The sequence below is a fragment of the Pseudomonas sp. GW821-FHT01E10 genome (assembly GCF_059422365.1).
The window spans coordinates 139745-161196 of sequence record NZ_JBWKWT010000010.1 but is presented as its reverse complement, the minus strand read 5'-3'; the positions used below and the strand labels follow the sequence as shown (position 1 = coordinate 161196).

Sequence of the window (21452 nt, the reverse complement as noted above, 5' to 3'; positions counted from 1 at the left end):
GAACCTGGTCGAACCCACACCGTTCCCCACAGGTCTTACGTTATATAGGCAGGACGTTCGGAGCACAGCCATGAAAAACGCCGAAACCCCGGTAGTGAAGGTAGTGCTTTATGGTGCCATGAGTAGCCTGGGCAGTGCGCTGATGGCGGAAATGCTGCGGCGCCAACATGAAGTGATCGCGATTCTCGATGACCTGACGGCACTCGCGCCACGCCCCGGATTGCGCACCAAGGCCGGCAATCTGTTCGATGCCAAACGGGTCAAGCAAAGCGTGGCCGGCTGTTCGGCGGTGATCTGCCTGCTGGATGCGCCGGGGTTGCCGATGAACAGCGAACACATCGAAAAATCCATCGTGCCTGGCCCGGTCGAGCAGGTGCTGGCAGTGGATGCACTGATTGACGGCATGCAGGCCGCGGGTATCGCGCGGTTGTTTGTGGTGGGTGATTTCGAGGTGCTGGACGATCCGGAGATAGAAGACGAACTGCAACGCCACGCCGCAGAAGAAATCCGCGAGGCACTGCAAAGCAGCCCATTGCACTGGACCCTGGTGAATGCCCCACGCGGCGTACCAGGACTGTCCATCGAGCATTTCAGTCACGTCAGCACGAGCCTGGAACCCGGCCTGGCCGAACCGCTGGAACGGCTGAACCGAGTTGCCGTCGGGATTGCCGATGAGTTATGGCTGAATTTGCATGTCGGTCAGCATGTGAATTTTGTCGCGACTTCGGAACCGTAAAGCCCTCATACCGCAATCGATGGCAAAGGAAGACCATTAAGCGATTGCGCACTGCTGGCCTGTTCCGCCATCAACCAATCCACAAATGTTTGAATCAACGCCCCGCGCCGTTTGCGCTGGGGCAGGACCACGTAATAACCCAGCCTGGAAATCACTGTCTCGGCAATCGGTCGACACAACAGACCTTGCGCCAGCAAGTTATCCACAAGGTGCCGCCAACCGATCGCAACGCCCTGGCCGCCAATCGCCGCTTGAATCAGCAAGGTGTAATTGTCGAAGCGCAGTTGCCCCGGCGCTGGCGCCGACGTGATCCCCAGTTCGCGAAACACGCCGCTCCAGTCGAACCAGTTGCTGCTGTGTTCGCCACGCAGGTGCAACAGCGGAAACTCCAGCAATGACTGAGCCGGCAAGGGCAGGGGACGATCCTTCAAAAGCAGCGGGCTGCACACCGGAAACACTTCTTCACTGAACAACCAATGGCTCTCGCCTTGCTTGAACCGGCCATCGCCGAACAGCACCGCCACATCGATATCAGTGCGCAGCATGTTGTGGCTGCGCTCACTGGTAACCAGGCTGACGTCCACTTGAGGATGGGCGGTATGGAAGCGGTGCAGCCGTGGCATCAGCCAGTACGCGGCGAAGGCGAAGTCGGTGGCCACCTGCAACACTTCGTGTTGCTGCTGTGCACTGATCGCGCTCAATCCGGCGTCGATATTCTGTAAACCGAGCTGAACTTGCTCAAACAGAATCGCGCCAGCCTCGGTCAGTTCGATACCGCGATAAATGCGGTCAAACAATCGTGTAGCGAGCTGCTCCTCCAATCGTTTGATCTGCTGACTGATGGCCGGTTGCGTGGTGCCGAGCTCCACTGCAGCGGCAGTGAAACTGCGCTGGCGGGCCGCGGCTTCAAAGGCGCGCAACAGGTCCAGAGACAAATCACCGAGGGCGTCATACATAAGCTGTGCTTATCCTAGTCATTGCCTGGCGTGGGCTTTACCACAAGTTCCATGGGTTGCATGCTCGATCACAGCACTCTCGCATAAATATCCACTATGGAATGCCGCGATCACATGAAGCGCAAAAATATTCTTTTCATCATGGCCGATCAAATGGCCGCGCCAATGTTGCCGTTCTACGGCCCTTCGCCCATCAAACTGCCGAATCTGAGCCGGCTCGCCGCCGAAGGTGTGGTGTTCGACGCCGCGTACTGCAACAGCCCGCTCTGCGCACCGTCACGTTTCACCCTGGTCAGCGGACAGTTGCCGAGCAAGATCGGCGCTTACGACAACGCGGCCGATTTCCCCGCCGACGTTCCGACCTATGCCCACTACCTGCGGCGCCTCGGTTACCGCACCGCGCTGTCGGGCAAGATGCACTTCTGCGGCCCGGACCAGTTACACGGCTATGAAGAACGTCTCACCAGCGACATCTACCCGGCCGACTACGGTTGGGCGGTGAACTGGGACGAGCCGGACGTGCGGCCGACTTGGTACCACAATATGTCGTCGGTGCTGCAAGCCGGGCCCTGCGTGCGCACCAATCAGCTGGATTTCGACGAAGAGGTGGTGTTCAAGGCCCAGCAATACCTGTTCGATCACATCCGCGAAGATGGCGATCAGCCGTTCTGCCTGACCGTGTCGATGACGCACCCACACGACCCGTACACGATTCCCAAGGCGTTCTGGGATCTGTACGACGACGCCGACATCCCTTTGCCGGAAACACCCGCACAGGATGAACTCGATCCTCACTCCCAGCGCCTGCTCAAAGTCTATGACCTGTGGGACAAGCCGCTGCCTGTGGATAAGATTCGCGACGCGCGCCGTGCCTACTTTGGTGCGTGCAGCTATATCGACAGCAACGTCGGCAAACTCCTGCAAACACTCGAGGAAACCGGGCTGATCGATGACACCATCATCGTGTTCTCCGGTGACCACGGCGACATGCTCGGCGAGCGCGGCCTCTGGTACAAGATGCACTGGTACGAAATGGCCGCCCGCGTACCGCTGCTGATCAGCGCGCCGGGGCAATTCGGCGCCGGACGGGTCAGCGCAGCGGTATCCACCGCCGACCTGCTGCCGACCTTTGTGGAACTGGCCGGCGGCTCATTGGAGCCAGGCCTGCCGCTGGACGGCCGCTCGCTGGTTTCACACCTGCAAGGGCAGGGCGGTCACGACGAGGTGTTCGGTGAATACATGGCCGAAGGCACCATCAGCCCGTTGATGATGATTCGTCGCGGCGCCTACAAATTCATCTACAGCGAAGACGACCCTTGCCTGCTCTTCGATGTGCATAACGACCCGCGTGAACAGGAAGAACTCAGCCATTCGCCGCAACATCGTCAGCTGTTCGAGGATTTTCTCGCCGAAGCACGGGCCAAATGGAATATCCCGGCGATCCACCAACAGGTGCTCGCCAGTCAGCGACGCCGGCGTTTCGTCGCCGACGCCCTGACCATCGGCAAGCTGAAGAGTTGGGACCACCAGCCGCTGGTAGATGCCAGTCAGCAGTACATGCGCAACCACATCGACCTCGACGATCTGGAGCGTAAAGCCCGTTATCCACAACCCTGCCAAAACCAATAATGTTAAGGGGACGTCCATGCAAAAGTTATCCACAGTACTGACAGTCGGGCTTCTGGCTCTGGGCAGCACCTCGGCCTACGCCGAGCAAAGCTGCGAAACGGTGAAGATGGCCGACCCTGGCTGGAGCGACATCGCCGCCACCAACGCCATCACCGGGATTCTGCTGGACGGCATGGGCTACAAGGCCAAGGTCGACACGCTGGCGGTGCCGATCACCTTTGGCGGTCTGAAGGATGGCCAGGTGGACGTCTTCCTCGGCAACTGGATGCCGGCGCAGCAAGGCTTTTACGACAAGTTCGTGGCCAACGGCGATGTCACGCAGCTGGCGAAGAACCTCGACGGCACCGAGTTCACCCTGGCGGTCCCGGATTACGTCTGGGACGCGGGTGTGCATAACTTTGATGACTTGAACAAGTACGCCGAGCTACACCCCAAAGAAGTCGACAAGAAGATCTATGGCATCGGCTCCGGCGCCCCGGCGAACATTTCGCTGCAAGAGATCATCAAGAAGAATGACTTCGAGATGGGCCAGTGGAAACTGATCGAGTCCAGCGAGCAGGCGATGCTGGCCGAAGTATCCCGCGCGGTGAAGAAACAGAAGTTCGTGACCTTCCTCGGCTGGACGCCACACCCGATGAACGTGCAGTTGAAAATGCATTATCTGAAGGGTGGCGAGAAGTACTTCGGTGACACCGGCAGTGTTTATACACTGACCCGCAAAGGTTATGCACAGGCCTGCCCGAACGTCGGCAAACTGCTCACCAACCTGAGTTTTACTCAGGAAATGGAGAACAGCATCATGGCCGAAGTGGTGAACAAGAAGGTCAGCAACGCCGACGCGGCCAAGGCGTGGATCAAGGCCAATCCGGTGGTGCTGGATAAATGGCTGGAGGGCGTGAAGACCGTGGACGGCAAGGATGCTCTGCCGGCGGTCAAAGCCAAGTTGTAAGGTTCCCCTGTGGCGAGGGAGCTTGCTCCCGCTGGAGGGCGTAGCACTCCCATTTCGGCAAACCCGGTTTATCAACCTCACCGAGTTGTCCGGATTTGCGACTGCTGCGCAGCCGAGCGGGAGCAAGCTCCCTCGCCACAATGATCTGCCCACTACGAGCCAATGCTTTACCCTGACGATTTACCCCGTACCGAGAGGTCCCATGGCCTTCCCCAGCCGCCATTCACTCTTTCCCTTCCTGACCTGGTTGCCCCGGCAAACCCGCGCCAGCGTCGGTCGTGACCTGATCGTCGGCCTGAGCGGTGCGATTCTCGCGTTGCCACAATCCATTGCCTACGCCCTGATCGCCGGCCTCCCACCGGAATATGGCCTGTACGCCGCCATCATCCCGGTGCTGATTGCCTGCCTCTGGGGTTCGTCGTGGCATTTGATCTGCGGCCCTACGGCGGCCATTTCCATCGTCCTGTATGCCAGCGTCAGTCCTCTGGCCGTCCCTGCATCGCAGGACTACGTCACGCTGATCCTGCTTCTGACTTTCCTTGCGGGCATTTTCCAGTGGTTGCTGGGTTTGCTGCGGTTCGGCGCCCTGGTGAATTTCGTCTCTCACTCGGTGGTGCTGGGCTTCACCCTCGGCGCGGCGGTGGTGATTGCCATCGGGCAGCTGCCGAACCTGCTGGGGCTGGATGTGCCCAATCAGGCCACGGCGCTCAACAGCTTGATGATGCTGCTCAATCATCTCGGCGAAGTAGACAAACCCTCGCTGCTGCTGGGCCTGGCCACAGTCGCGGTTGGCATCGTGCTGAAACTGCTGGTGCCGCGCTGGCCGACGCTGTTGATCGCTCTGGCCCTGAGCGGATTGCTGGTGTGGCTGTGGCCAGCGATGTTCGGTCATGTGAAGCTGGTCAGCGCGTTTGTCGGGCGGCTGCCGCCCTTCAGCTCGCTGCCGCTGGATCTGGACCTGATATTGCGCCTGCTGCCCAGTGCGGTGGCGGTCGGCATGCTCGGGCTGGTGACGAGCCTGTCGATTGCCCGCTCCCTGTCGGCCCGCTCGCAGCAGTTGCTCGATGCCAATCAGGAAGTTCGCGCCCAGGGTTTCTCGAACATGGTCGGGGCGTTTTTTTCCGGCTCGCTGTCCGCCGGTTCCTTCACTCGCTCGGGCCTGAGCTACGATGCCGGCGCCTGCTCACCGCTGGCCGGGGTTTTTTCGGCGCTGTGGGTGGCACTGTTCGCGATCTTCGGTGCGGCATTGATTGCGCACATCCCGATCCCGGCCATGGCTGGCAGCATCCTTTTGATCGCTTGGGGATTGGTGGATCATCGCGGCATTCGTGCCTTGTTGCGGGTCAGCCATGCCGAATTCCTGGTCATGACGCTGACCTGTGTCGCCACCCTGTTGCTCGAGTTGCAGACGGCGATCTACGCCGGGGTGCTGGCGTCACTGTTCTTCTACCTCAAACGCACCTCACAGCCACGGGTGCAGCACTGGCGCAATGGTGACGAAGACATTCTGAGGGTCGGCGGCTCGATCTTTTTCGGCGCCAGCCATTACCTGCAAGTGCGCCTGCAACGGATGCAAGGCCCGCGAGTGGTGATCGAAGCACAGCAGATCAACTTCATCGACTACTCGGGCGTGGAAATGCTGCACCAGGAAGCACGACGGCTGCTGCGTCAGGATCGCAGCCTGACTCTGCGGCAGGCACGGCCGCAAGTGGTGGAGGAATTGAGGAAGCTGGAAGGCGCGGAGAAATGCCCGATCCGGTTTGAGGACTAAACGCCACTGTTTTGACAAACAGATAACCTGTGGCGAGGGAGCTTGCTCCCTCGCCACAGAACTACAGCGCCAGTTGCCGGCGAAGTTCGGCCAGCACCGGCGCCGTATCCGGGCGCACACCGCGCCACAGATAGAAAGCTTCCGCCGCCTGCTCGGCCAACATGCCCAAGCCATCCATCGACACGCCAGCCCCATGTTCACTGGCCCAACGGCAGAACGAGGTTGGGTCCTTGCCGTACATCATGTCGTAGCAAACCGTCTTGCCCGGTTCGATCAAACTGCCGGCAATCGGCGGTACATCGCCGGACAAACTGGCGGATGTGGCGTTGATGATCAGGTCCACCGGCTCGCGCAGCCAGTCGAAACCGCTGGCCGACACCGGCCCCAGATCGGCAAACAATTGCGCCAGCAATTCGGCTTTTTCCACGGTGCGGTTGGCAATGATCACCGACGCCGGTTGCTCCGCCAGCAGCGGCTCCAGCGCGCCGCGCACCGCACCACCGGCCCCCAGCAGCAGGATGCGTTTGCCCGCGAGGCTGAATCCGGCGTTGACCGTCAGGTCCCGCACCAGCCCGGCACCATCGGTGTTGTCGCCCAGTAGACTGCCATCAGCCAGTTTGCTCAGGGTATTCACCGCGCCGGCCCGTTGCGCCCGCTGGGTCAAGCTGTTCGCCAGGCGATAGGCATCTTCCTTGAACGGCACTGTCACATTCGCCCCACGGCCTTCGCGGAAAAATTCCAACGCACAGCCGGAAAAATCGTCGAGAGGTGCCAGCAAGGTGCTGTAGTCCAGTTTCTGCCCGGTCTGCTCGGCGAACAGACGGTGGATCAGCGGCGACTTGCTGTGGCCGATCGGGTTACCGAATACGACATAACGGTCCATCAGAATTCCTCGTTCAGGCCTTGGCCAACCAATCGCGGTCTTGCAGGAAGTATTCGGTCAGGCGTGCTTCTTCACTGCCCGGCTCGGCCTTCCAGTCGTAGGCCCAGCGTACTTGCGGCGGCAGCGACATCAGAATCGACTCGGTACGCCCGCCCGATTGCAGGCCGAACAGCGTGCCGCGGTCATAGACCAGGTTGAATTCAACGTAACGACCACGGCGAAACTCCTGGAACTCACGCTGTTTGGCGGTGAACGCATCATTCTTGCGACGTTGCACGATCGGCAGGTACGCGTCGATGAACGCATCGCCGATGGCGCGCATGAAAGCGAAGCTGGTATCGAAGTCCCACTCGTTCAAGTCATCGAAAAACAGGCCGCCGATGCCCCGTGGCTCATGGCGATGCTTGATGTGGAAGTAGCTGTCGCACCAAGCCTTGTAGCGCGGGTAAACGTCCGGGCCAAACGGCGCGCAGGCCTGTTCGGCGACGCGGTGCCAATGCACGCAATCTTCTTCATTGCCGTAATAAGGGGTCAGGTCAAAGCCACCACCGAACCACCAGACCGGCTCTTCACCTTCTTTTTCGGCGATGAAAAAGCGCACATTGGCGTGGGACGTCGGCACATGGGGGTTATGCGGGTGAATCACCAACGACACGCCCAAGGCTTCGAAGCCTCGACCGGCCAATTCCGGCCTATGAGCACTGGCGGACGGTGGGAGACCGCTGCCAAACACGTGGGAATAGTTGACGCCGCCCTTTTCGATGACTGCGCCGTTCTCAATCACCCGGGTGCGACCACCGCCGCCGGCAGGCCGGGTCCAGGCGTCTTCGACGAAACGCGCGCCGCCGTCTTCGGCTTCCAGGGCAGCGCAAATACGGTCTTGCAGGTCGAGCAGGTAGGCTTTTACGGCCTCGGTGCGGGTAGTCATGGCATCACCTTGAATCGGGCAAAGCTACGCGGCGCTCCATCAGAGCGGGGGGCCGGCGCAAATGGGTCCGTAGCATAACATCGCAGGCGAGCCTGCCGCAGTTGACGAAGATCAAGCTTGGGAGTTCGATAGGGCGCTTGGCGCTACGACTCTAGAAGCCAAAGACCTAAGGAGAGAGCAGATGGCAAAGCGTATCCAGTTCCGCGTCCATGGCGGCCCCGAAGTGCTCGAATACGTGGATTACCAACCCGCCGAGCCCGGCCCGCAACAGGTACGCGTGACCAACAAGGCCATCGGCCTGAACTTCATCGACACCTATTACCGCAGCGGCCTTTATGCGCCGCCAGCCCTGCCATCGGGCCTGGGCGCCGAAGGCGCGGGCGTGGTCGACGCAGTCGGTAGCGAAGTCACCCGCTTCAAGGTTGGCGATCGCGTGGCTTATGGCAGTGGCCCGTTGGGCGCCTACAGCGACGCGCATGTCTTGCCGGAAGCCAACCTGGTGCACCTGCCGGACGCCATCAGCTTCGAACAAGCCGCCGGCGTGATGCTCAAAGGCCTGACCGTGCAGTACTTGCTGCGTCAGACCTATGAACTCAAGGGTGGCGAAACCATCCTGTTTCACGCCGCGGCCGGCGGCGTCGGATCGCTTGCCTGCCAATGGGCCAAGGCCCTGGGGGTGAAGCTGATCGGCACGGTCAGTTCAGCGGAAAAAGCCGCCCTGGCGAAAGCCAATGGTGCCTGGGCGACCATCGATTACAGCCATGAGAACGTCGCACAACGCGTGCTGGAACTGACTGACGGTAAAAAAGTCCCGGTGGTGTACGACGGTGTAGGCAAAGATACCTGGCTGACATCGCTCGACAGCGTTGCGCCTCGGGGGTTGGTGGTGAGCTTTGGTAATGCTTCAGGCGCAGTAGACGGGGTGAATCTGGGGATTCTCGCGGCCAAGGGTTCGCTGTACGTGACCCGGCCGACGCTGGCGACCTACGCCAACAATGCTGAAAACCTGCAACGCATGGCTGATGAACTGTTCGAGATGATCATCAGCGGCAAGCTGAAGGTGGACATCAGCCAGCGGTATCCACTGGCTGATGCAGCGAAGGCGCAGACTGAGTTGTCGGCGCGCCGTACGACTGGTTCAACGATTCTGTTGCCTTGAGGGCCTCTTCGCGGGCAAGCCTCGCTCCTACAGGATTTGTGTCGTTCACACGATCACGGAACGACATTGATCCCCTGTAGGAGCGAGGCTTGCCCGCGAAGAACGATGACGCGGTCTCAATCCGGGCGCACCACATGCCCCGTCGCCAGATCGCGAATCACACTCGGATTCTTGCGCCCGCCCAGATTGCCACCGAGTACATAATCAACCTGCCCCCGGAAATACTGCTCCACGCGAATCCGCGTCCGTGCCGCCGGTCGGCCCTGAGGGTTCGCCGAGGTCGACACCAGCGGGCCGACCACCGCACACAAGTCCCGCACCAGAGGGTGGTCGCTGACCCGCAACGCCACCGTTTCATGCACACCGGTAATCCACTGGGGCAACAGATTCTGATGCGGCACCAACCAGGTGTTGGGGCCCGGCCAGGTGCTGGCCATGCGGTCCATCCACAACTCCGGGAAGTCTTCGAACAGGAAGTCGAACTGACGAATATTGTCGGCCACCAGAATCAGGCCCTTATCCACAGATCGGCCCTTGATCATCAGCAGACGATCCACCGCCTCTTCGTTCCACGGGTCGCAACCCAGTCCCCAGACGGCTTCCGTTGGGTAGGCAATGACCGCCCCGGCGCGAATTTCTCGTGCGGCTTGTTGCACACGCCAACTGTTAACCATGAAAAAACTCTCCGGAATAAGGCTCTGCGCAGTTTACCGATCTTCCTTATAAAACCTAGTTTACCCGCGCAAACCATCGACCGCTCTCACAGACCGCCCGGCCATCCATCTCCAGCTCCGTCAGCGCTGCCAGCACTTTCGACAAGGCCCAGCCGCTGGTGACCGCCAGGGCTTCGCTGGTATGAGGCGCCGCGTGGAGCAACATGAGCAGTGGATGGGTCACCGTCGTTTGCGGCGTTTCTGTGGATAACGGCAGCCGTTGCCAGCCGCGCAAGGCCTCAAGGATGTGTTCGATGGTTTCCACCAGCACCGCACCGTCGCGGATCAACTGATGGCAACCCTTTGCGCCAGGGTGGTGAATCGAACCTGGAATCGCATACACCTCACGCCCCTGTTCCGCCGCCAGCCTCGCGGTAATCAATGAACCGCTGGCAATACTTGCCTCGACCACCAACACACCAAGGGACAAACCGCTGATGATTCGATTGCGCCGGGGGAAGTTGCCCGGGGAAGGCCCGGCGTCCAGCGGGAACTCCGAAAGTACCGCGCTTCCCGAGGCGATCATGGCGTCCGCCAGTCGTCGATTGCGCTGTGGATAAAAATTTTCAAGTCCCGTGCCAAGCACCCCTACCGTTTGCCCGCCAACGTCCAGAGCCGCCTGATGCGCGGCGGCATCGATGCCCAGGGCCAGACCGCTGGTGATGACAAAACCGGCGCCGGCCAGACTGCGGGAAAACGCACTGGCGGTATCCATGCCCGGTCGCGATGCGCGACGGCTGCCGACCATCGCCAACTGCGGTTTTTCCAGAATGCCCGGATCGCCCGCGACGAATAATAGCGGCGGCGCATCACTGATTTGCGCCAGCAGCGCGGGGTAGTCAGGTTGGTCCCACATCAGTAAATGCTGGCCCGGACGCTCTAGCCAGGCCAATGCGTGGCTGGCGCCATCACGAATTTCACTGCAGCGCCGGGCCTCCGCGCAAGCGAGGGGCAGGCCCAACGCGCGCCAGGCACTGGCGGGTGCGCTGATGGCTTTGGAGGCAGAACCGAAAGCCTCCAGCAACTTCTTGAAACGTGCCGGACCGAGTTCAGGCAAAAGGTGCAGGCGTAAACGGGCTTCCAGTTCCGCAGGGGAAACGGACGTACAGGCAGACAGCGACATGGATCATCCTTGATCGTTATAAGGTCCCGTCGAATCGGGAATAAGCTGTGGATAACTCTGTTGGTAACTTGTGAGCAGGCTTAAGGATTTCGCACCTTGTCCATCACCGCCAAGGAGCGCGATGCGTTGAGCACCAGCCCGTAGCTGAGCTTGTCGTAGGTGCGGAATACCATCAGCAGGCCGGCCCGTTCGTCGGGGATTTTCAAGGGCTGACCGGTGATCCGGTCGCGCACGGTTTCGCCGGTTTTCATCACCACCAGCACATTGCCCTCGGCCAGGCCATCGCGCTGCCCCTTGTTCAGCGTGACGACATCCAGCGCGCCAATCTGGGTGACCCCACGCGGCACATCGATGATCAGGCCATTGATGTCGGTGGTTGGCGCACTGGGCATGAAGGTCGAATTGATCGAGCGCTCTTCGCCGCTGAACAACCGGTCGCCGAGTCGCACCTCTTGAGTGGTGCGTTGCAGGGCCAGGGTGGCGACGTCGCCCTCAGTGGCAATGATTTCGCCACCACCGATGTCGTCGGCGTTGATCCCCAGGAACTCCTTGCTCTGCGGATCGGTGTAGACCTTGCCCTGACGAAAGATGCCGTAGACCGACTGCGCCGGGTCGAAATGGCCACGCGCGAAGATTCGATCGCCGGTGCCGCTGAGTACCCGTTCGGCATCTCCGGCAACGATGTAGGGCGCCTTGTCGAAATCCTCGAGCTTGTCGACGATGCGATTGCTCAACAGAAAACTGTTGATCGACTTCAGCGGAATGCTCGGGATGGCGTCGGCCACCGGCGAACTGCGGACTCGTGGCGACAGCTTGATAGTGCCCCGGGAAGCGCCGCGGTTGAGGGTCAGGCGTGGCTGACCGTTGACGTAGACCAGCGACAGCGTATCGCCGGGATAGATGAGATTGGGGTTTTCAATCTGTGGATTGGCTTGCCAAAGCTGCGGCCACTGCCACGGCTCACGCAGGTATTTGCCGGAAATGTCCCAGAGTGTGTCCCCTGCCACCACGGTGTATTGCTGTGGAAAACCTTCCCTGAGTTGCACTTGCCCATGCGCAAAACCGGCCGAGGCCAGAAGGAGCAAGGCGAGTAGTGATTTCCTCATGCGGTGAATCCCTTTATTATGTACGTTCGCGTGAAACGCCAGAGCCCTCGTGGCTCGCCTCCGGCTCATTATTGAAAAGCCGGAAGCTACGTTCACAACGGTAGCCTGCATCTTCGGACTCGCCAGGCCATCGACCCGACTTTACCTCACACGTGCAGCAATTAAGCTTATGGCCATTTTAGACATCCTCGAATTCCCCGATTCGCGCCTGCGCACTATCGCCAAACCAGTGGCCTTAGTGGACGACGAAGTGCGTCAGTTGGTCGATGACATGTTTGAAACAATGTATGAAGCGCCAGGCATCGGCCTCGCCGCTACCCAGGTCAACGTGCACAAACGTATCGTCGTGATGGACCTCTCCGAAGACCGCAGTGAACCGCGGGTGTTCATCAACCCCGAGTTCGAAACCCTGACCGACGAGATGGGTCAGTACCAGGAAGGCTGCCTCTCGGTGCCGGGCTTCTACGAAAACGTCGATCGCCCGCAAAAGGTCAAGATCAAGGCCCTGGACCGCGACGGCCAGCCTTACGAACTGATCGCCGAAGGCTTGCTCGCCGTGTGCATCCAGCATGAATGCGACCACCTCAACGGCAAGTTGTTCGTCGATTACCTGTCCACGCTCAAACGCGACCGGATCAAGAAGAAACTGGAAAAGCTCCACCGCCAGAACGCTTGATGCCCTTCTTTCAAAGGCTTGCCGCGGCAAGCCTTTTTCTTTTCAAGATGCTTTGCAATTGAGAGCTTCCATGACTGAGCCACTGCGCATTGTCTTTGCCGGCACCCCGGAATTCGCCGCCGAACACCTCAAGGCCCTGCTGGGCAGTCCTTACGAGATCGTTGCGGTCTACACCCAACCGGACCGTCCGGCGGGCCGTGGACAGAAGCTGATGCCAAGCCCGGTCAAGCAATTGGCTCTGGAGCACAACATCCCGGTGTTGCAACCGCCAACCCTGCGCAACGAAGACGCTCAGGCGGAACTGGCGGCGCTGAAATCGGATTTGATGGTGGTGGTCGCCTACGGCCTGATCCTGCCGCAAGTGGTGCTGGATATCCCACGCCTGGGTTGCATCAACAGCCACGCCTCCTTGCTGCCACGCTGGCGCGGTGCGGCGCCGATCCAGCGTGCCGTTGAAGCGGGCGACAGCGAAAGCGGCGTGACCGTGATGCGCATGGAAGCCGGCCTCGATACCGGGCCGATGCTGCTCAAGGTCACCACGCCGATCAGCGCCGAAGACACCGGCGGCAGCCTCCACGATCGCCTCGCAGAGATGGGCCCACCGGCCGTGATCCAGGCGATTGCCGGCCTGGCTGCGGGCACACTGGAAGGCGAAGTGCAGGACGACAGCCTCGCCACCTACGCACACAAATTGAACAAGGACGAAGCGCGCATCGACTGGAACCGCCCGGCGGTTGAGCTGGAGCGTCTGGTTCGCGCCTTCAATCCATGGCCGATCTGCCACAGCACGCTGAACGGCGAAGCGCTGAAAGTGTTGGCCGCAAGCCTGGCCGAAGGGCAGGGCGCACCGGGGAAAATCCTCAGCGCCAGCAAGGACGGCTTGATCGTCGCCTGCGGTGAACAGGCGCTGTGCCTGACCCGTCTGCAATTACCCGGCGGCAAGGCACTGAACTTCAGCGACTTGTTCAACAGCCGTCGTGAGAAATTTGCCGTCGGCACCGTCCTCGGTCAAACGGCAGACGCTCAATGAACCCACGTCTGGCCGCCGCCAAGGCACTTGCTGCAGTCCTTAACGGAAAAGCCTCACTCAACAGTTCTCTGCCGACACAAATGGACAAGGTCGAAGACCGCGATCGCGGCTTCACCCAGGACCTGGCGTTCGGCACGGCTCGCTGGCAGCCGCGTTTGTCGGCGTTGGCGGCCAAGCTGCTGCAAAAGCCGTTCAAGGCGGCTGATGCCGATGTCGAGGCGCTGTTGCTGGTGGGGCTTTATCAACTGCTCTATACCCGCGTCCCGGCTCACGCCGCCATCGGCGAAACCGTCGGTTGCGCCGATAAACTGAAAAAGCCGTGGGCCAAAGCCTTGCTCAACGCCGTACTGCGCCGCGCCCAACGGGAAAACGAAGCGCTGCTGGCCGAGCTGGAACGCGACCCGGTGGTGCGCACCGCCCACCCGCGCTGGCTGCAAAAATCCCTCAAGGCCTTCTGGCCTGAACAATGGGAAGCCATTTGCGCAGCGAACAACGCACACCCGCCGATGATTCTGCGGGTCAACCGTCGTCATCACACTCGCGACGCTTACCTTGGCTTGCTGAGTGACGCTGGCGTGGCCGCCAAGCCCTGCATTTATAGTCGCGACGGCATCATTCTCGATGCTGCTGCCGACGTGCGCAGCCTGCCGGGTTTCGCCGAAGGCTGGATCAGCGTGCAGGACGAAGCCGCACAACTGGCCGCCGATCTGCTGGACCTCGCGCCGGGCCAGCGGGTGCTGGACGCCTGCTGCGCACCGGGCGGCAAGACCTGCCACATCCTTGAGGCCGAGCCCAAACTGGCCGGCGTGGTGGCTGTGGATCTGGAAGCCAAGCGTCTGGTGCGGGTGCGGGAAAACCTCGCACGCCTGGGCCTGAGCGCAGAATTGATTGCCGCCGACGGTCGCGACACCGCCACCTGGTGGGACGGCAAACCGTTCCAGCGCATTCTGCTCGACGCGCCATGCTCGGCCACCGGGGTGATCCGCCGTCACCCGGATATCAAACTGACCCGCCAACCCGACGACATCGCCGCACTGGCGGTGCTTCAGGGCGAACTGCTCGACGCCATGTGGATAACTCTGGAGGTGGGCGGCATTCTGCTTTACGCCACCTGCTCCACGCTGCCGACCGAAAACACCGAAGTCATCGAAGCGTTCCTCGCCCGCACGCCAGGCGCCCGTGAACTGGACCTCGCCACAGCGGCCGGCATCAAGCAGCCCCATGGTCGCCAGTTGCTGGCCCAGGAAGGCGGCCACGACGGGTTCTACTACGCCAAGCTGATCAAGATTGCCGCCGCGCGCGGTTAACCGGGTTTAAGGGAGTGACTGGATGAAGATCATCATCCTCGGCGCAGGGCAGGTCGGCGGTTCGCTGGCAGAACACTTGGCCAGCGAGGCCAACGACATCACCGTGGTCGACACCGATGGCGAACGCCTGCGCGACCTTGGCGATCGGCTGGACATCCGCACCGTGCAGGGTCGCGGTTCGCTGCCAACCGTACTGCGGCAGGCTGGTGCCGACGACGCTGACATGCTGGTGGCCGTGACCAACAGTGACGAAACCAACATGGTCGCCTGTCAGGTCGCCCACACCCTGTTCCACACCCCCACCAAGATCGCCCGGGTCCGCGAAGCCGCGTACCTGACCCGTGCCGAACTGTTCGACAACGAAGCGATTCCGGTCGACGTGCTGATCAGTCCGGAGCAAGTAGTCACCAATTACATCAAGCGCCTGATCCAGCATCCGGGCGCATTGCAGGTGATCGACTTCGCCGAAGGCAAAGCGCAGCTGGTAGCGGTCAAGGCGTACTACGGCGGGCCGCTGGTGGGCCAGCAATTGCGCCAGTTACGCGAACACATGCCGAATGTCGAAACCCGCGTCGCGGCGATTTTCCGTCGTGACCGGCCGATCCTGCCCCAGGGCGATACGGTGATCGAGGCTGACGACGAAGTGTTTTTCATCGCCGCCAAAGCGAACATTCGCGCAGTGATGAGCGAAATGCGCCGCCTCGATGAAAGCTACAAACGCATCGTCATCGCCGGTGGCGGGCAGATCGGTGAACGCCTGGCCGAGGCCATCGAAAGCCGTTACCAGGTGAAGATCATCGAGATGAACCCGGCCCGCTGCCGCTACCTCTCGGACAACCTCGACAGCACCGTGGTGTTGCAAGGTAGTGCTTCAGACCGGGATCTGTTGCTGGAAGAGAACATCGCCGACGCCGATATTTTCCTCGCCCTGACCAACGACGACGAAGCCAACATCATGTCTTCGCTGCTGGCCAAGCGCCTGGGCGCGAAGAAGGTGATGACGATCATCAACAACCCGGCCTACGTCGACCTGATCCAGGGCGGCGACATCGACATCGCCATCAGCCCGCAACTGGCGACCATCGGCACCTTGCTGGCCCACGTCCGGCGCGGGGACATTGTCAGCGTGCACTCACTGCGCAGGGGCGCGGCGGAAGCCATCGAGGCGATTGCCCACGGCGATGCGAAGTCGAGCAAGGTGATCGGCAAGGCCATCGAAAACATCGGCCTGCCACCGGGCACCACCATCGGCGCGATCATCCGCGATGAAGAAGTGATCATCGCCCACGACGACACCGTGATCGAAACCGGCGACCATGTGATTCTGTTCCTTGTGGATAAGAAGCATATTCGGGATGTGGAGAAGCTGTTCCATGTGGGGTTGAGCTTCTTTTGATCCGAAGGCCTCTTCGCGGGCAAGCCTCGCTACTACAGGTTTGAGCCGTCCAGCTATTATGCGAACGACTGAACCGTGTAGGAGCGAGGCTTGCCCGCGAAGGCGATTTCGAACTCCCCCAAAAAACCAGAGGTGCCACCCAATGATCGAATCCCTGGAAAAAATGCTCGCCAAGGGTGTGGATAACTCATTGCTGCGCTTCGGCCTGGGCAAGGGTTATCTGGATCTTGGGGAAAACGCCAAGGCCGCAGAGCATTTCCAGCGTTGCGTCGAGTTCGATCCGAAGTATTCGGCAGCCTGGAAGCTCTTGGGCAAGGCCCATCTGGCGCTGGCGGACTACGCGGCGGCGCGGCAGGCCTGGGAACAGGGCCTGGAAGCCGCCCGCGCCCATGGCGACAAGCAGGCGGAGAAGGAGATGACGGTGTTTCTGAAAAAGCTTGAGCGACAGGCGCACTGATCAGCGGTAACGCAGGCCAAGATCAATAGATCGCAGCCTGCTGAGTTATCCACAGCAGCGTCAATACCAGCGTGCTTCGCCCGGTGGACGCTTCTTGAAGCGCTTCATGCTCCACATGTACTGGCTCGGATAAGCCCGCACGTAGCGCTCGACTACCTGGCTCATGGCCGCGCAGGAGGTTTCGGTATCGGTGCTGTACATGGCCTCTGGCGCGGCTTCGAGGATCACTTTGTAACCCGAACCGTCCGGCAGCCGCAGGGCATGCAGGAACACGCCGACCGCTTTGCCACCGGCGAGCATGTTCGGCACGAATTTGCTGGTCAGGGCCTGAGTGGCGAAGAACGGCACGAAGATCCCGGCGGATTCGGCCGGTTCCGGGTCAGCCGGAATGCCTACCGCGCCCCCCTTGCGCACTTCCTTGATCACGCTGAGGATGCCTTCCTTGGTGGAAGCCGCCACCCGGTTACCCAATTGCACCCGCTGCTTGCGCAGCAACTCATCCACCGCCTTCAGTTTTGGCGGACGGTAGAAAATGATCGGTTTGCACTGGCTGCAATAGAAGTGGTTCAACACTTCCCAGTTGCCCAAGTGGCTGGTGATGCCAACCACGCCTTTACCGGACGCCAACGCATCTTTCAAAACGTCGAGGCCTTCGACTTCGCGCACCAGTTCAATGGAACGCTGGGCCGGCCAGATCCACGCGCAGGCGCTTTCAGTCAGAGACTTGCCGATGTCTTTCAGGCTTTGACCCACCAGACGCTCACGCTCGGCCGGGTCCATCTGCGGAAAGCACTTGGCGAGGTTGATCCGCACCACGTCGCGGGAACGGTTGGGGGTTTTCCACATGATCCAGCCAATCGCCGAACCCACCGCCTGCACTGCCCGCCATGGCAGTAGGGCAAACAGCCGCAGAGCGCCTACCAGCAAGGCGCCTTTAAACTTATCCACAGGTCACTCCTGATCTTGTGCTGTGCGCGAGGCGGCTATTCTAACCGCCGTTCGTCAACGTGGCGTAGCGATCGCAATCCAGGGTGTGGTCCATGACCATGCCTGAAGCCTGCATCAGCGCGTAACAAATGGTCGGGCCGACGAACGTGAAGCCGGCTTTTTTCAGGCCTTTGCTCATCTCGATGGCGGCCGGTGTCACCGCCGGCACTTCACTGCGATCCTTGAAATGATTGATCACCGGCGTGCCGCCGACGAACGACCAGAGAAACGCCACCGGGTCTTCCAGCTCCAGCCAGGCCTGGGCATTGCGCCGGGCTGCGTTGAGTTTGAGACGATTGCGGATGATCCCCGGATCGAGCATCAGTTCATCGATTTCCGCATCGCTCATCTGCGCCACGCGCTGCACGTCGAAGCCGAACAGCACCTCGCGATAACGCTCTCGCTTGCGCAATACAGTGACCCAGGAAAGCCCGGCCTGGAACCCTTCGAGCAAAAGCAACTCGAACAATCCCTGCGCATCGCGTAGCGGCGTGCCCCACTCCTGATCGTGATAAGCCATGTACAGCGGATCTTCGGTACACCAAAAGCAGCGTGGCATAAGGCTCCAGGGGGCGTGCGCAGGACCGAATCGGGTATACTCCCGCTCTTTAAATCGCAGCCCAAGAAACAGGTGAATTTCGTGAGCCAGCCTACGCCAGCCGTGCGTACCTTCCAAGACTTGATCCTCGCCCTCCAGCAATACTGGGCCGAGCAAGGTTGTGTGGTACTTCAGCCCTACGATATGGAAGTAGGCGCCGGCACTTTCCACACTGCCACGTTCCTGCGCGCCATTGGCCCGGAAACCTGGAACGCCGCTTATGTGCAGCCCAGTCGTCGCCCGACTGACGGCCGCTACGGTGAAAACCCGAACCGTCTGCAGCACTACTATCAGTTCCAGGTAGTGCTGAAGCCGAACCCGGACAACTTCCAGGAACTGTACCTGGGCTCCCTCAAGCACGTGGGTCTGGACCCGCTGGTGCATGACATCCGTTTCGTCGAAGACAACTGGGAGTCGCCAACGCTGGGCGCCTGGGGTCTGGGCTGGGAAGTCTGGCTCAACGGCATGGAAGTGACGCAGTTCACTTACTTCCAGCAAGCGGGCGGCATCGAGTGCTACCCGGTGACGGGCGAGATCACTTACGGTCTGGAGCGTCTGGCCATGTACCTGCAAGGCGTGGACTCGGTCTACGACCTGGTCTGGGCTGACGGTCCGTTCGGCAAGGTGACCTACGGCGACGTGTTCCACCAGAACGAAGTGGAGCAGTCGACCTACAACTTCGAACACGCCAACGTCGAGAAGCTGTTCGAACTGTTCGACTTCTATGAAAGCGAAGCCAAGCGCCTGATCGAACTCGACCAGCCGCTGCCGTTGCCGAGCTACGAAATGGTGTTGAAGGCTTCCCACACCTTCAACCTGCTGGATGCGCGCCGGGCGATCTCGGTGACCGCGCGTCAGCAATACATTCTGCGTGTACGCACCCTGGCGCGTTCCGTCGCGCAAGCCTATCTGCTGGCTCGCGCCAAGCTCGGCTTCCCGATGGCGACCCCGGACCTGCGTGATGAAGTACTGGCCAAGCTGGAGGCTGCACAATGAGTGCTCAAGATTTTCTGGTTGAACTGGGCACCGAAGAACTGCCACCCAAAGCCCTGAACACCCTGGCCGAGGCATTCCTGGCCGGTATCGACAAAGGCCTGCAAGCCGCTGGCCTGAACTACGAGAGCAAAACCGTCTACGCCGCGCCGCGTCGTCTGGCCGTGCTGATTACCGCGCTGGCGACCCAGCAGCCTGATCGCAGCATCAACCTCGACGGCCCGCCACGTCAGGCTGCGTTCGATGCCGAAGGCAACCCGACTCAAGCGGCCCTGGGCTTCGCCAAGAAGTGCGGCGTCGAGCTGAGCGAAATCGATCAGAGCGGCCCGAAGCTGCGCTACAGCCAAAGCATCGCCGGCAAGCCGACCGCGAGCCTGATGCCGACCATCGTCGAAGATTCCCTGAACGACCTGCCGATCCCCAAGCGCATGCGCTGGGGTGCTCGCAAGGAAGAATTCGTTCGTCCGACCCAATGGTTGGTGATGCTGCTCGGTGACCACGTCATCGACTGCACCATCCTCGCCCAGAAGGCCGGCCGCGATTCCCGTGGTCACCGCTTCCACCACCCTGAAAGCGTGCGCATCACCTCGCCGGCCAACTACCTGAACGATCTGCGTGCTGCTTATGTACTGGCCGATGCCAACGAGCGTCGCGAGCTGATCAGCAAGCGCACCGAAGAACTGGCGACCATGCAGGAAGGTACGGCCATCGTGCCGCCAAACCTGCTCGACGAAGTGACCGCGCTGGTTGAATGGCCGGTGCCGCTGGTGTGCTCGTTCGAAGAACGTTTCCTCGACGTGCCGCAAGAAGCGCTGATCACCACCATGCAGGACAATCAGAAGTACTTCTGCCTGCTGGATGCCGACGGCAAGTTGCTGCCTCGTTTCATTACCGTGGCCAACATCGAAAGCAAGGATCCACAGCAGATCATCGCCGGTAACGAGAAAGTGGTTCGCCCACGCCTGACCGACGCCGAGTTCTTCTTCAAGCAAGACAAGAAGCAAAAACTCGAAGAATTCAATCTGCGTCTGCAGAACGTGGTGTTCCAGGAAAAACTCGGCAGCGTCTACGACAAAGCCGAGCGCGTGTCGAAACTGGCGGCCTACATTGCCGCTCGCATCGGCGGTAACGCTTCCTGGGCGGCGCGTGCCGGCCTGCTGTCCAAGTGCGACCTGGCGACCGAAATGGTCGGTGAGTTCCCGGAGATGCAAGGTGTCGCCGGTTACTACTACGCCCTCAACGACGGCGAGCCGGAAGACGTCGCCCTGGCGCTGAACGAGCAGTACATGCCGCGCGGTGCCGGCGCTGAACTGCCTACCACCCTGACCGGTGCGGCCGTGGCCATTGCCGACAAGCTCGACACCCTGGTGGGCATTTTCGGTATCGGCATGCTGCCGACCGGCAGCAAAGACCCGTATGCCCTGCGCCGCGCCGCGCTGGGTGTGTTGCGGATCCTGATCGACAAGAAGCTCGACCTCGACCTGAACGACGCCGTGGCCTTCGCCGTGAATGCGTTCGGTGCCAAGGTCAAGGCTGCCGGCCTTAATGATGCCGTGCTGGAGTTCATCTTCGACCGTCTGCGTGCCCGTTACGAAGACGAAGGCGTGGACGTCGCGACCTACCTGTCGGTACGTGCCCTGAAGCCGGGTTCGGCCCTGGACTTCGACCAGCGTGTACAAGCGGTAGAAGCGTTCCGCAAATTGCCGGAAGCCGCTGCCCTGGCCGCCGTGAACAAGCGCGTGTCGAACCTGCTGAGCAAAGTCGAAGGCTCCGTGCCGACGGTCGTTGAAGCCAAGTACTTCGACAACGCCAACGAGTTCTCGCTGTATTCGGCGATCCAGCAGGCAGACCAGGCTGTGCAGCCAATGGCCGCTGCCCGTCAGTACAGCGAATCGCTGGCGCGTCTGGCCGCATTGCGCGAACCAGTGGATGCGTTCTTCGAGGCCGTGATGGTCAACGCCGAAGACGCCAAGGTGCGAGCCAACCGCTATGCGCTGCTGGCGCGTCTGCGTGGGTTGTTCCTCGGCGTCGCCGACATTTCGTTGCTGGGCTGAG

20 protein-coding genes are annotated in these 21452 nt (G+C 60.9%); 12 read left to right on the top strand and 8 right to left on the bottom strand.

All coding sequences use genetic code 11. The features are described from left to right. Nucleotides 1-70: 70 nt before the first annotated feature. Entirely contained in the window at nucleotides 71-736 is a 666-nt protein-coding gene (locus AC07V0_RS18835) for an NAD(P)-dependent oxidoreductase (RefSeq protein ID WP_018927296.1), read from the top strand. A gap of 5 nt (nucleotides 737-741) precedes the next feature. Here the strand turns inward: AC07V0_RS18835 and AC07V0_RS18830 are convergent, their stop codons facing one another. Next, nucleotides 742-1692 (bottom strand): choline sulfate utilization transcriptional regulator, encoded by a 951-nt coding sequence (locus AC07V0_RS18830; protein ID WP_018927297.1) that lies wholly within the window; start codon nucleotides 1690-1692, stop codon nucleotides 742-744. Between the two features lie 114 nt (nucleotides 1693-1806). Here AC07V0_RS18830 and betC point away from each other — a divergent pair, with 114 nt between their 5' ends. From betC to AC07V0_RS18815, 3 genes are all read left to right on the top strand, one after another. Next, nucleotides 1807-3321, top strand: a complete 1515-nt coding sequence (gene betC / locus AC07V0_RS18825; RefSeq protein ID WP_064615656.1) for a choline-sulfatase — start codon at nucleotides 1807-1809, stop codon at nucleotides 3319-3321. A gap of 16 nt (nucleotides 3322-3337) precedes the next feature. Further along, complete coding sequence (gene choX, locus AC07V0_RS18820; protein WP_495019813.1) at nucleotides 3338-4270, top strand: choline ABC transporter substrate-binding protein; 933 nt, start codon at nucleotides 3338-3340, stop codon at nucleotides 4268-4270. Nucleotides 4271-4472: 202 nt separating this feature from the next. Then, nucleotides 4473-6041: a SulP family inorganic anion transporter gene (locus tag AC07V0_RS18815; RefSeq protein ID WP_495019812.1), complete on the top strand. Its 1569-nt coding sequence runs from the start codon at nucleotides 4473-4475 to the stop codon at nucleotides 6039-6041. Between the two features lie 61 nt (nucleotides 6042-6102). Here the strand turns inward: AC07V0_RS18815 and aroE are convergent, their stop codons facing one another. After that, nucleotides 6103-6924: a shikimate dehydrogenase gene (gene aroE, locus AC07V0_RS18810; RefSeq protein WP_018927301.1), complete on the bottom strand. Its 822-nt coding sequence runs from the start codon at nucleotides 6922-6924 to the stop codon at nucleotides 6103-6105. A gap of 13 nt (nucleotides 6925-6937) precedes the next feature. Then, on the bottom strand, nucleotides 6938-7852 hold the full coding sequence (gene hemF / locus AC07V0_RS18805; RefSeq protein WP_018927302.1) for an oxygen-dependent coproporphyrinogen oxidase: 915 nt from the start codon (nucleotides 7850-7852) through the stop codon (nucleotides 6938-6940). Between the two features lie 181 nt (nucleotides 7853-8033). On the opposite strand from hemF, the gene AC07V0_RS18800 reads away from it, so the two are divergent. Further along, nucleotides 8034-9011 (top strand): NADPH:quinone reductase, encoded by a 978-nt coding sequence (locus tag AC07V0_RS18800; protein ID WP_086945248.1) that lies wholly within the window; start codon nucleotides 8034-8036, stop codon nucleotides 9009-9011. Between the two features lie 116 nt (nucleotides 9012-9127). On the opposite strand, the gene tsaC is transcribed toward AC07V0_RS18800, so the two are convergent. The 3 genes from tsaC to AC07V0_RS18785 all read right to left on the bottom strand — a co-directional run bounded on the left by tsaC (nucleotide 9128) and on the right by AC07V0_RS18785 (nucleotide 11953). Then, nucleotides 9128-9685 (bottom strand): L-threonylcarbamoyladenylate synthase type 1 TsaC, encoded by a 558-nt coding sequence (gene tsaC, locus AC07V0_RS18795; protein ID WP_018927304.1) that lies wholly within the window; start codon nucleotides 9683-9685, stop codon nucleotides 9128-9130. Between the two features lie 55 nt (nucleotides 9686-9740). Further along, on the bottom strand, nucleotides 9741-10847 hold the full coding sequence (dprA, locus tag AC07V0_RS18790) for a DNA-processing protein DprA (protein WP_018927305.1): 1107 nt from the start codon (nucleotides 10845-10847) through the stop codon (nucleotides 9741-9743). Nucleotides 10848-10927: 80 nt separating this feature from the next. Further along, nucleotides 10928-11953, bottom strand: a complete 1026-nt coding sequence (locus AC07V0_RS18785) for a LysM peptidoglycan-binding domain-containing protein (protein WP_258612898.1) — start codon at nucleotides 11951-11953, stop codon at nucleotides 10928-10930. 169 nt (nucleotides 11954-12122) lie between these two features. Between AC07V0_RS18785 and def the strand changes: the two genes are divergently transcribed. From def to AC07V0_RS18760, 5 genes are all read left to right on the top strand, one after another. After that, nucleotides 12123-12629, top strand: a complete 507-nt coding sequence (def, locus tag AC07V0_RS18780; RefSeq protein ID WP_495019811.1) for a peptide deformylase — start codon at nucleotides 12123-12125, stop codon at nucleotides 12627-12629. Between the two features lie 70 nt (nucleotides 12630-12699). Continuing rightward, complete coding sequence (gene fmt, locus AC07V0_RS18775; RefSeq protein ID WP_495019810.1) at nucleotides 12700-13659, top strand: methionyl-tRNA formyltransferase; 960 nt, start codon at nucleotides 12700-12702, stop codon at nucleotides 13657-13659. Beyond that, the gene (rsmB, locus tag AC07V0_RS18770; protein WP_026286510.1) at nucleotides 13656-14966 is read left to right on the top strand and encodes a 16S rRNA (cytosine(967)-C(5))-methyltransferase RsmB; all 1311 of its coding nucleotides are present in this window, start codon (nucleotides 13656-13658) and stop codon (nucleotides 14964-14966) included. Before fmt ends, rsmB begins: the two co-directional genes overlap by 4 nt. A 22-nt stretch (nucleotides 14967-14988) precedes the next feature. Further along, complete coding sequence (gene trkA, locus AC07V0_RS18765; protein ID WP_018927309.1) at nucleotides 14989-16362, top strand: Trk system potassium transporter TrkA; 1374 nt, start codon at nucleotides 14989-14991, stop codon at nucleotides 16360-16362. A 142-nt stretch (nucleotides 16363-16504) separates the two neighbouring features. Next, nucleotides 16505-16819, top strand: coding sequence for a tetratricopeptide repeat protein (locus AC07V0_RS18760; protein WP_018927310.1), 315 nt, complete (start codon nucleotides 16505-16507; stop codon nucleotides 16817-16819). Between the two features lie 60 nt (nucleotides 16820-16879). Here the strand turns inward: AC07V0_RS18760 and AC07V0_RS18755 are convergent, their stop codons facing one another. Together AC07V0_RS18755 and tag are read right to left on the bottom strand one after the other, a co-directional pair. Continuing rightward, nucleotides 16880-17767 carry a lysophospholipid acyltransferase gene (locus AC07V0_RS18755; protein WP_495019809.1) on the bottom strand — a complete coding sequence of 296 codons (888 nt, stop codon included), beginning with the start codon at nucleotides 17765-17767 and terminating at the stop codon, nucleotides 16880-16882. A 40-nt stretch (nucleotides 17768-17807) separates the two neighbouring features. Next, nucleotides 17808-18365, bottom strand: a complete 558-nt coding sequence (gene tag, locus AC07V0_RS18750; RefSeq protein ID WP_495019808.1) for a DNA-3-methyladenine glycosylase I — start codon at nucleotides 18363-18365, stop codon at nucleotides 17808-17810. A gap of 81 nt (nucleotides 18366-18446) precedes the next feature. Here tag and glyQ point away from each other — a divergent pair, with 81 nt between their 5' ends. Continuing rightward, nucleotides 18447-19400: a glycine--tRNA ligase subunit alpha gene (gene glyQ, locus AC07V0_RS18745; RefSeq protein ID WP_003213601.1), complete on the top strand. Its 954-nt coding sequence runs from the start codon at nucleotides 18447-18449 to the stop codon at nucleotides 19398-19400. Continuing rightward, the gene (gene glyS / locus AC07V0_RS18740; protein ID WP_018927313.1) at nucleotides 19397-21451 is read left to right on the top strand and encodes a glycine--tRNA ligase subunit beta; all 2055 of its coding nucleotides are present in this window, start codon (nucleotides 19397-19399) and stop codon (nucleotides 21449-21451) included. Before glyQ ends, glyS begins: the two co-directional genes overlap by 4 nt. Nucleotide 21452: the final 1 nt, after the last annotated feature.

Coding starts and splice junctions, on each gene's coding strand:
- AC07V0_RS18835 (WP_018927296.1), top strand. CDS start 71: ATGAAAAACGCCGAAACCCCGGTAGTGAAGGTAGTGCTTTATGGTGCC.
- AC07V0_RS18830 (WP_018927297.1), bottom strand. CDS start 1,692: ATGTATGACGCCCTCGGTGATTTGTCTCTGGACCTGTTGCGCGCCTTT.
- betC (WP_064615656.1), top strand. CDS start 1,807: ATGAAGCGCAAAAATATTCTTTTCATCATGGCCGATCAAATGGCCGCG.
- choX (WP_495019813.1), top strand. CDS start 3,338: ATGCAAAAGTTATCCACAGTACTGACAGTCGGGCTTCTGGCTCTGGGC.
- AC07V0_RS18815 (WP_495019812.1), top strand. CDS start 4,473: ATGGCCTTCCCCAGCCGCCATTCACTCTTTCCCTTCCTGACCTGGTTG.
- aroE (WP_018927301.1), bottom strand. CDS start 6,924: ATGGACCGTTATGTCGTATTCGGTAACCCGATCGGCCACAGCAAGTCG.
- hemF (WP_018927302.1), bottom strand. CDS start 7,852: ATGACTACCCGCACCGAGGCCGTAAAAGCCTACCTGCTCGACCTGCAA.
- AC07V0_RS18800 (WP_086945248.1), top strand. CDS start 8,034: ATGGCAAAGCGTATCCAGTTCCGCGTCCATGGCGGCCCCGAAGTGCTC.
- tsaC (WP_018927304.1), bottom strand. CDS start 9,685: ATGGTTAACAGTTGGCGTGTGCAACAAGCCGCACGAGAAATTCGCGCC.
- dprA (WP_018927305.1), bottom strand. CDS start 10,847: ATGTCGCTGTCTGCCTGTACGTCCGTTTCCCCTGCGGAACTGGAAGCC.
- AC07V0_RS18785 (WP_258612898.1), bottom strand. CDS start 11,953: ATGAGGAAATCACTACTCGCCTTGCTCCTTCTGGCCTCGGCCGGTTTT.
- def (WP_495019811.1), top strand. CDS start 12,123: ATGGCCATTTTAGACATCCTCGAATTCCCCGATTCGCGCCTGCGCACT.
- fmt (WP_495019810.1), top strand. CDS start 12,700: ATGACTGAGCCACTGCGCATTGTCTTTGCCGGCACCCCGGAATTCGCC.
- rsmB (WP_026286510.1), top strand. CDS start 13,656: ATGAACCCACGTCTGGCCGCCGCCAAGGCACTTGCTGCAGTCCTTAAC.
- trkA (WP_018927309.1), top strand. CDS start 14,989: ATGAAGATCATCATCCTCGGCGCAGGGCAGGTCGGCGGTTCGCTGGCA.
- AC07V0_RS18760 (WP_018927310.1), top strand. CDS start 16,505: ATGATCGAATCCCTGGAAAAAATGCTCGCCAAGGGTGTGGATAACTCA.
- tag (WP_495019808.1), bottom strand. CDS start 18,365: ATGCCACGCTGCTTTTGGTGTACCGAAGATCCGCTGTACATGGCTTAT.
- glyS (WP_018927313.1), top strand. CDS start 19,397: ATGAGTGCTCAAGATTTTCTGGTTGAACTGGGCACCGAAGAACTGCCA.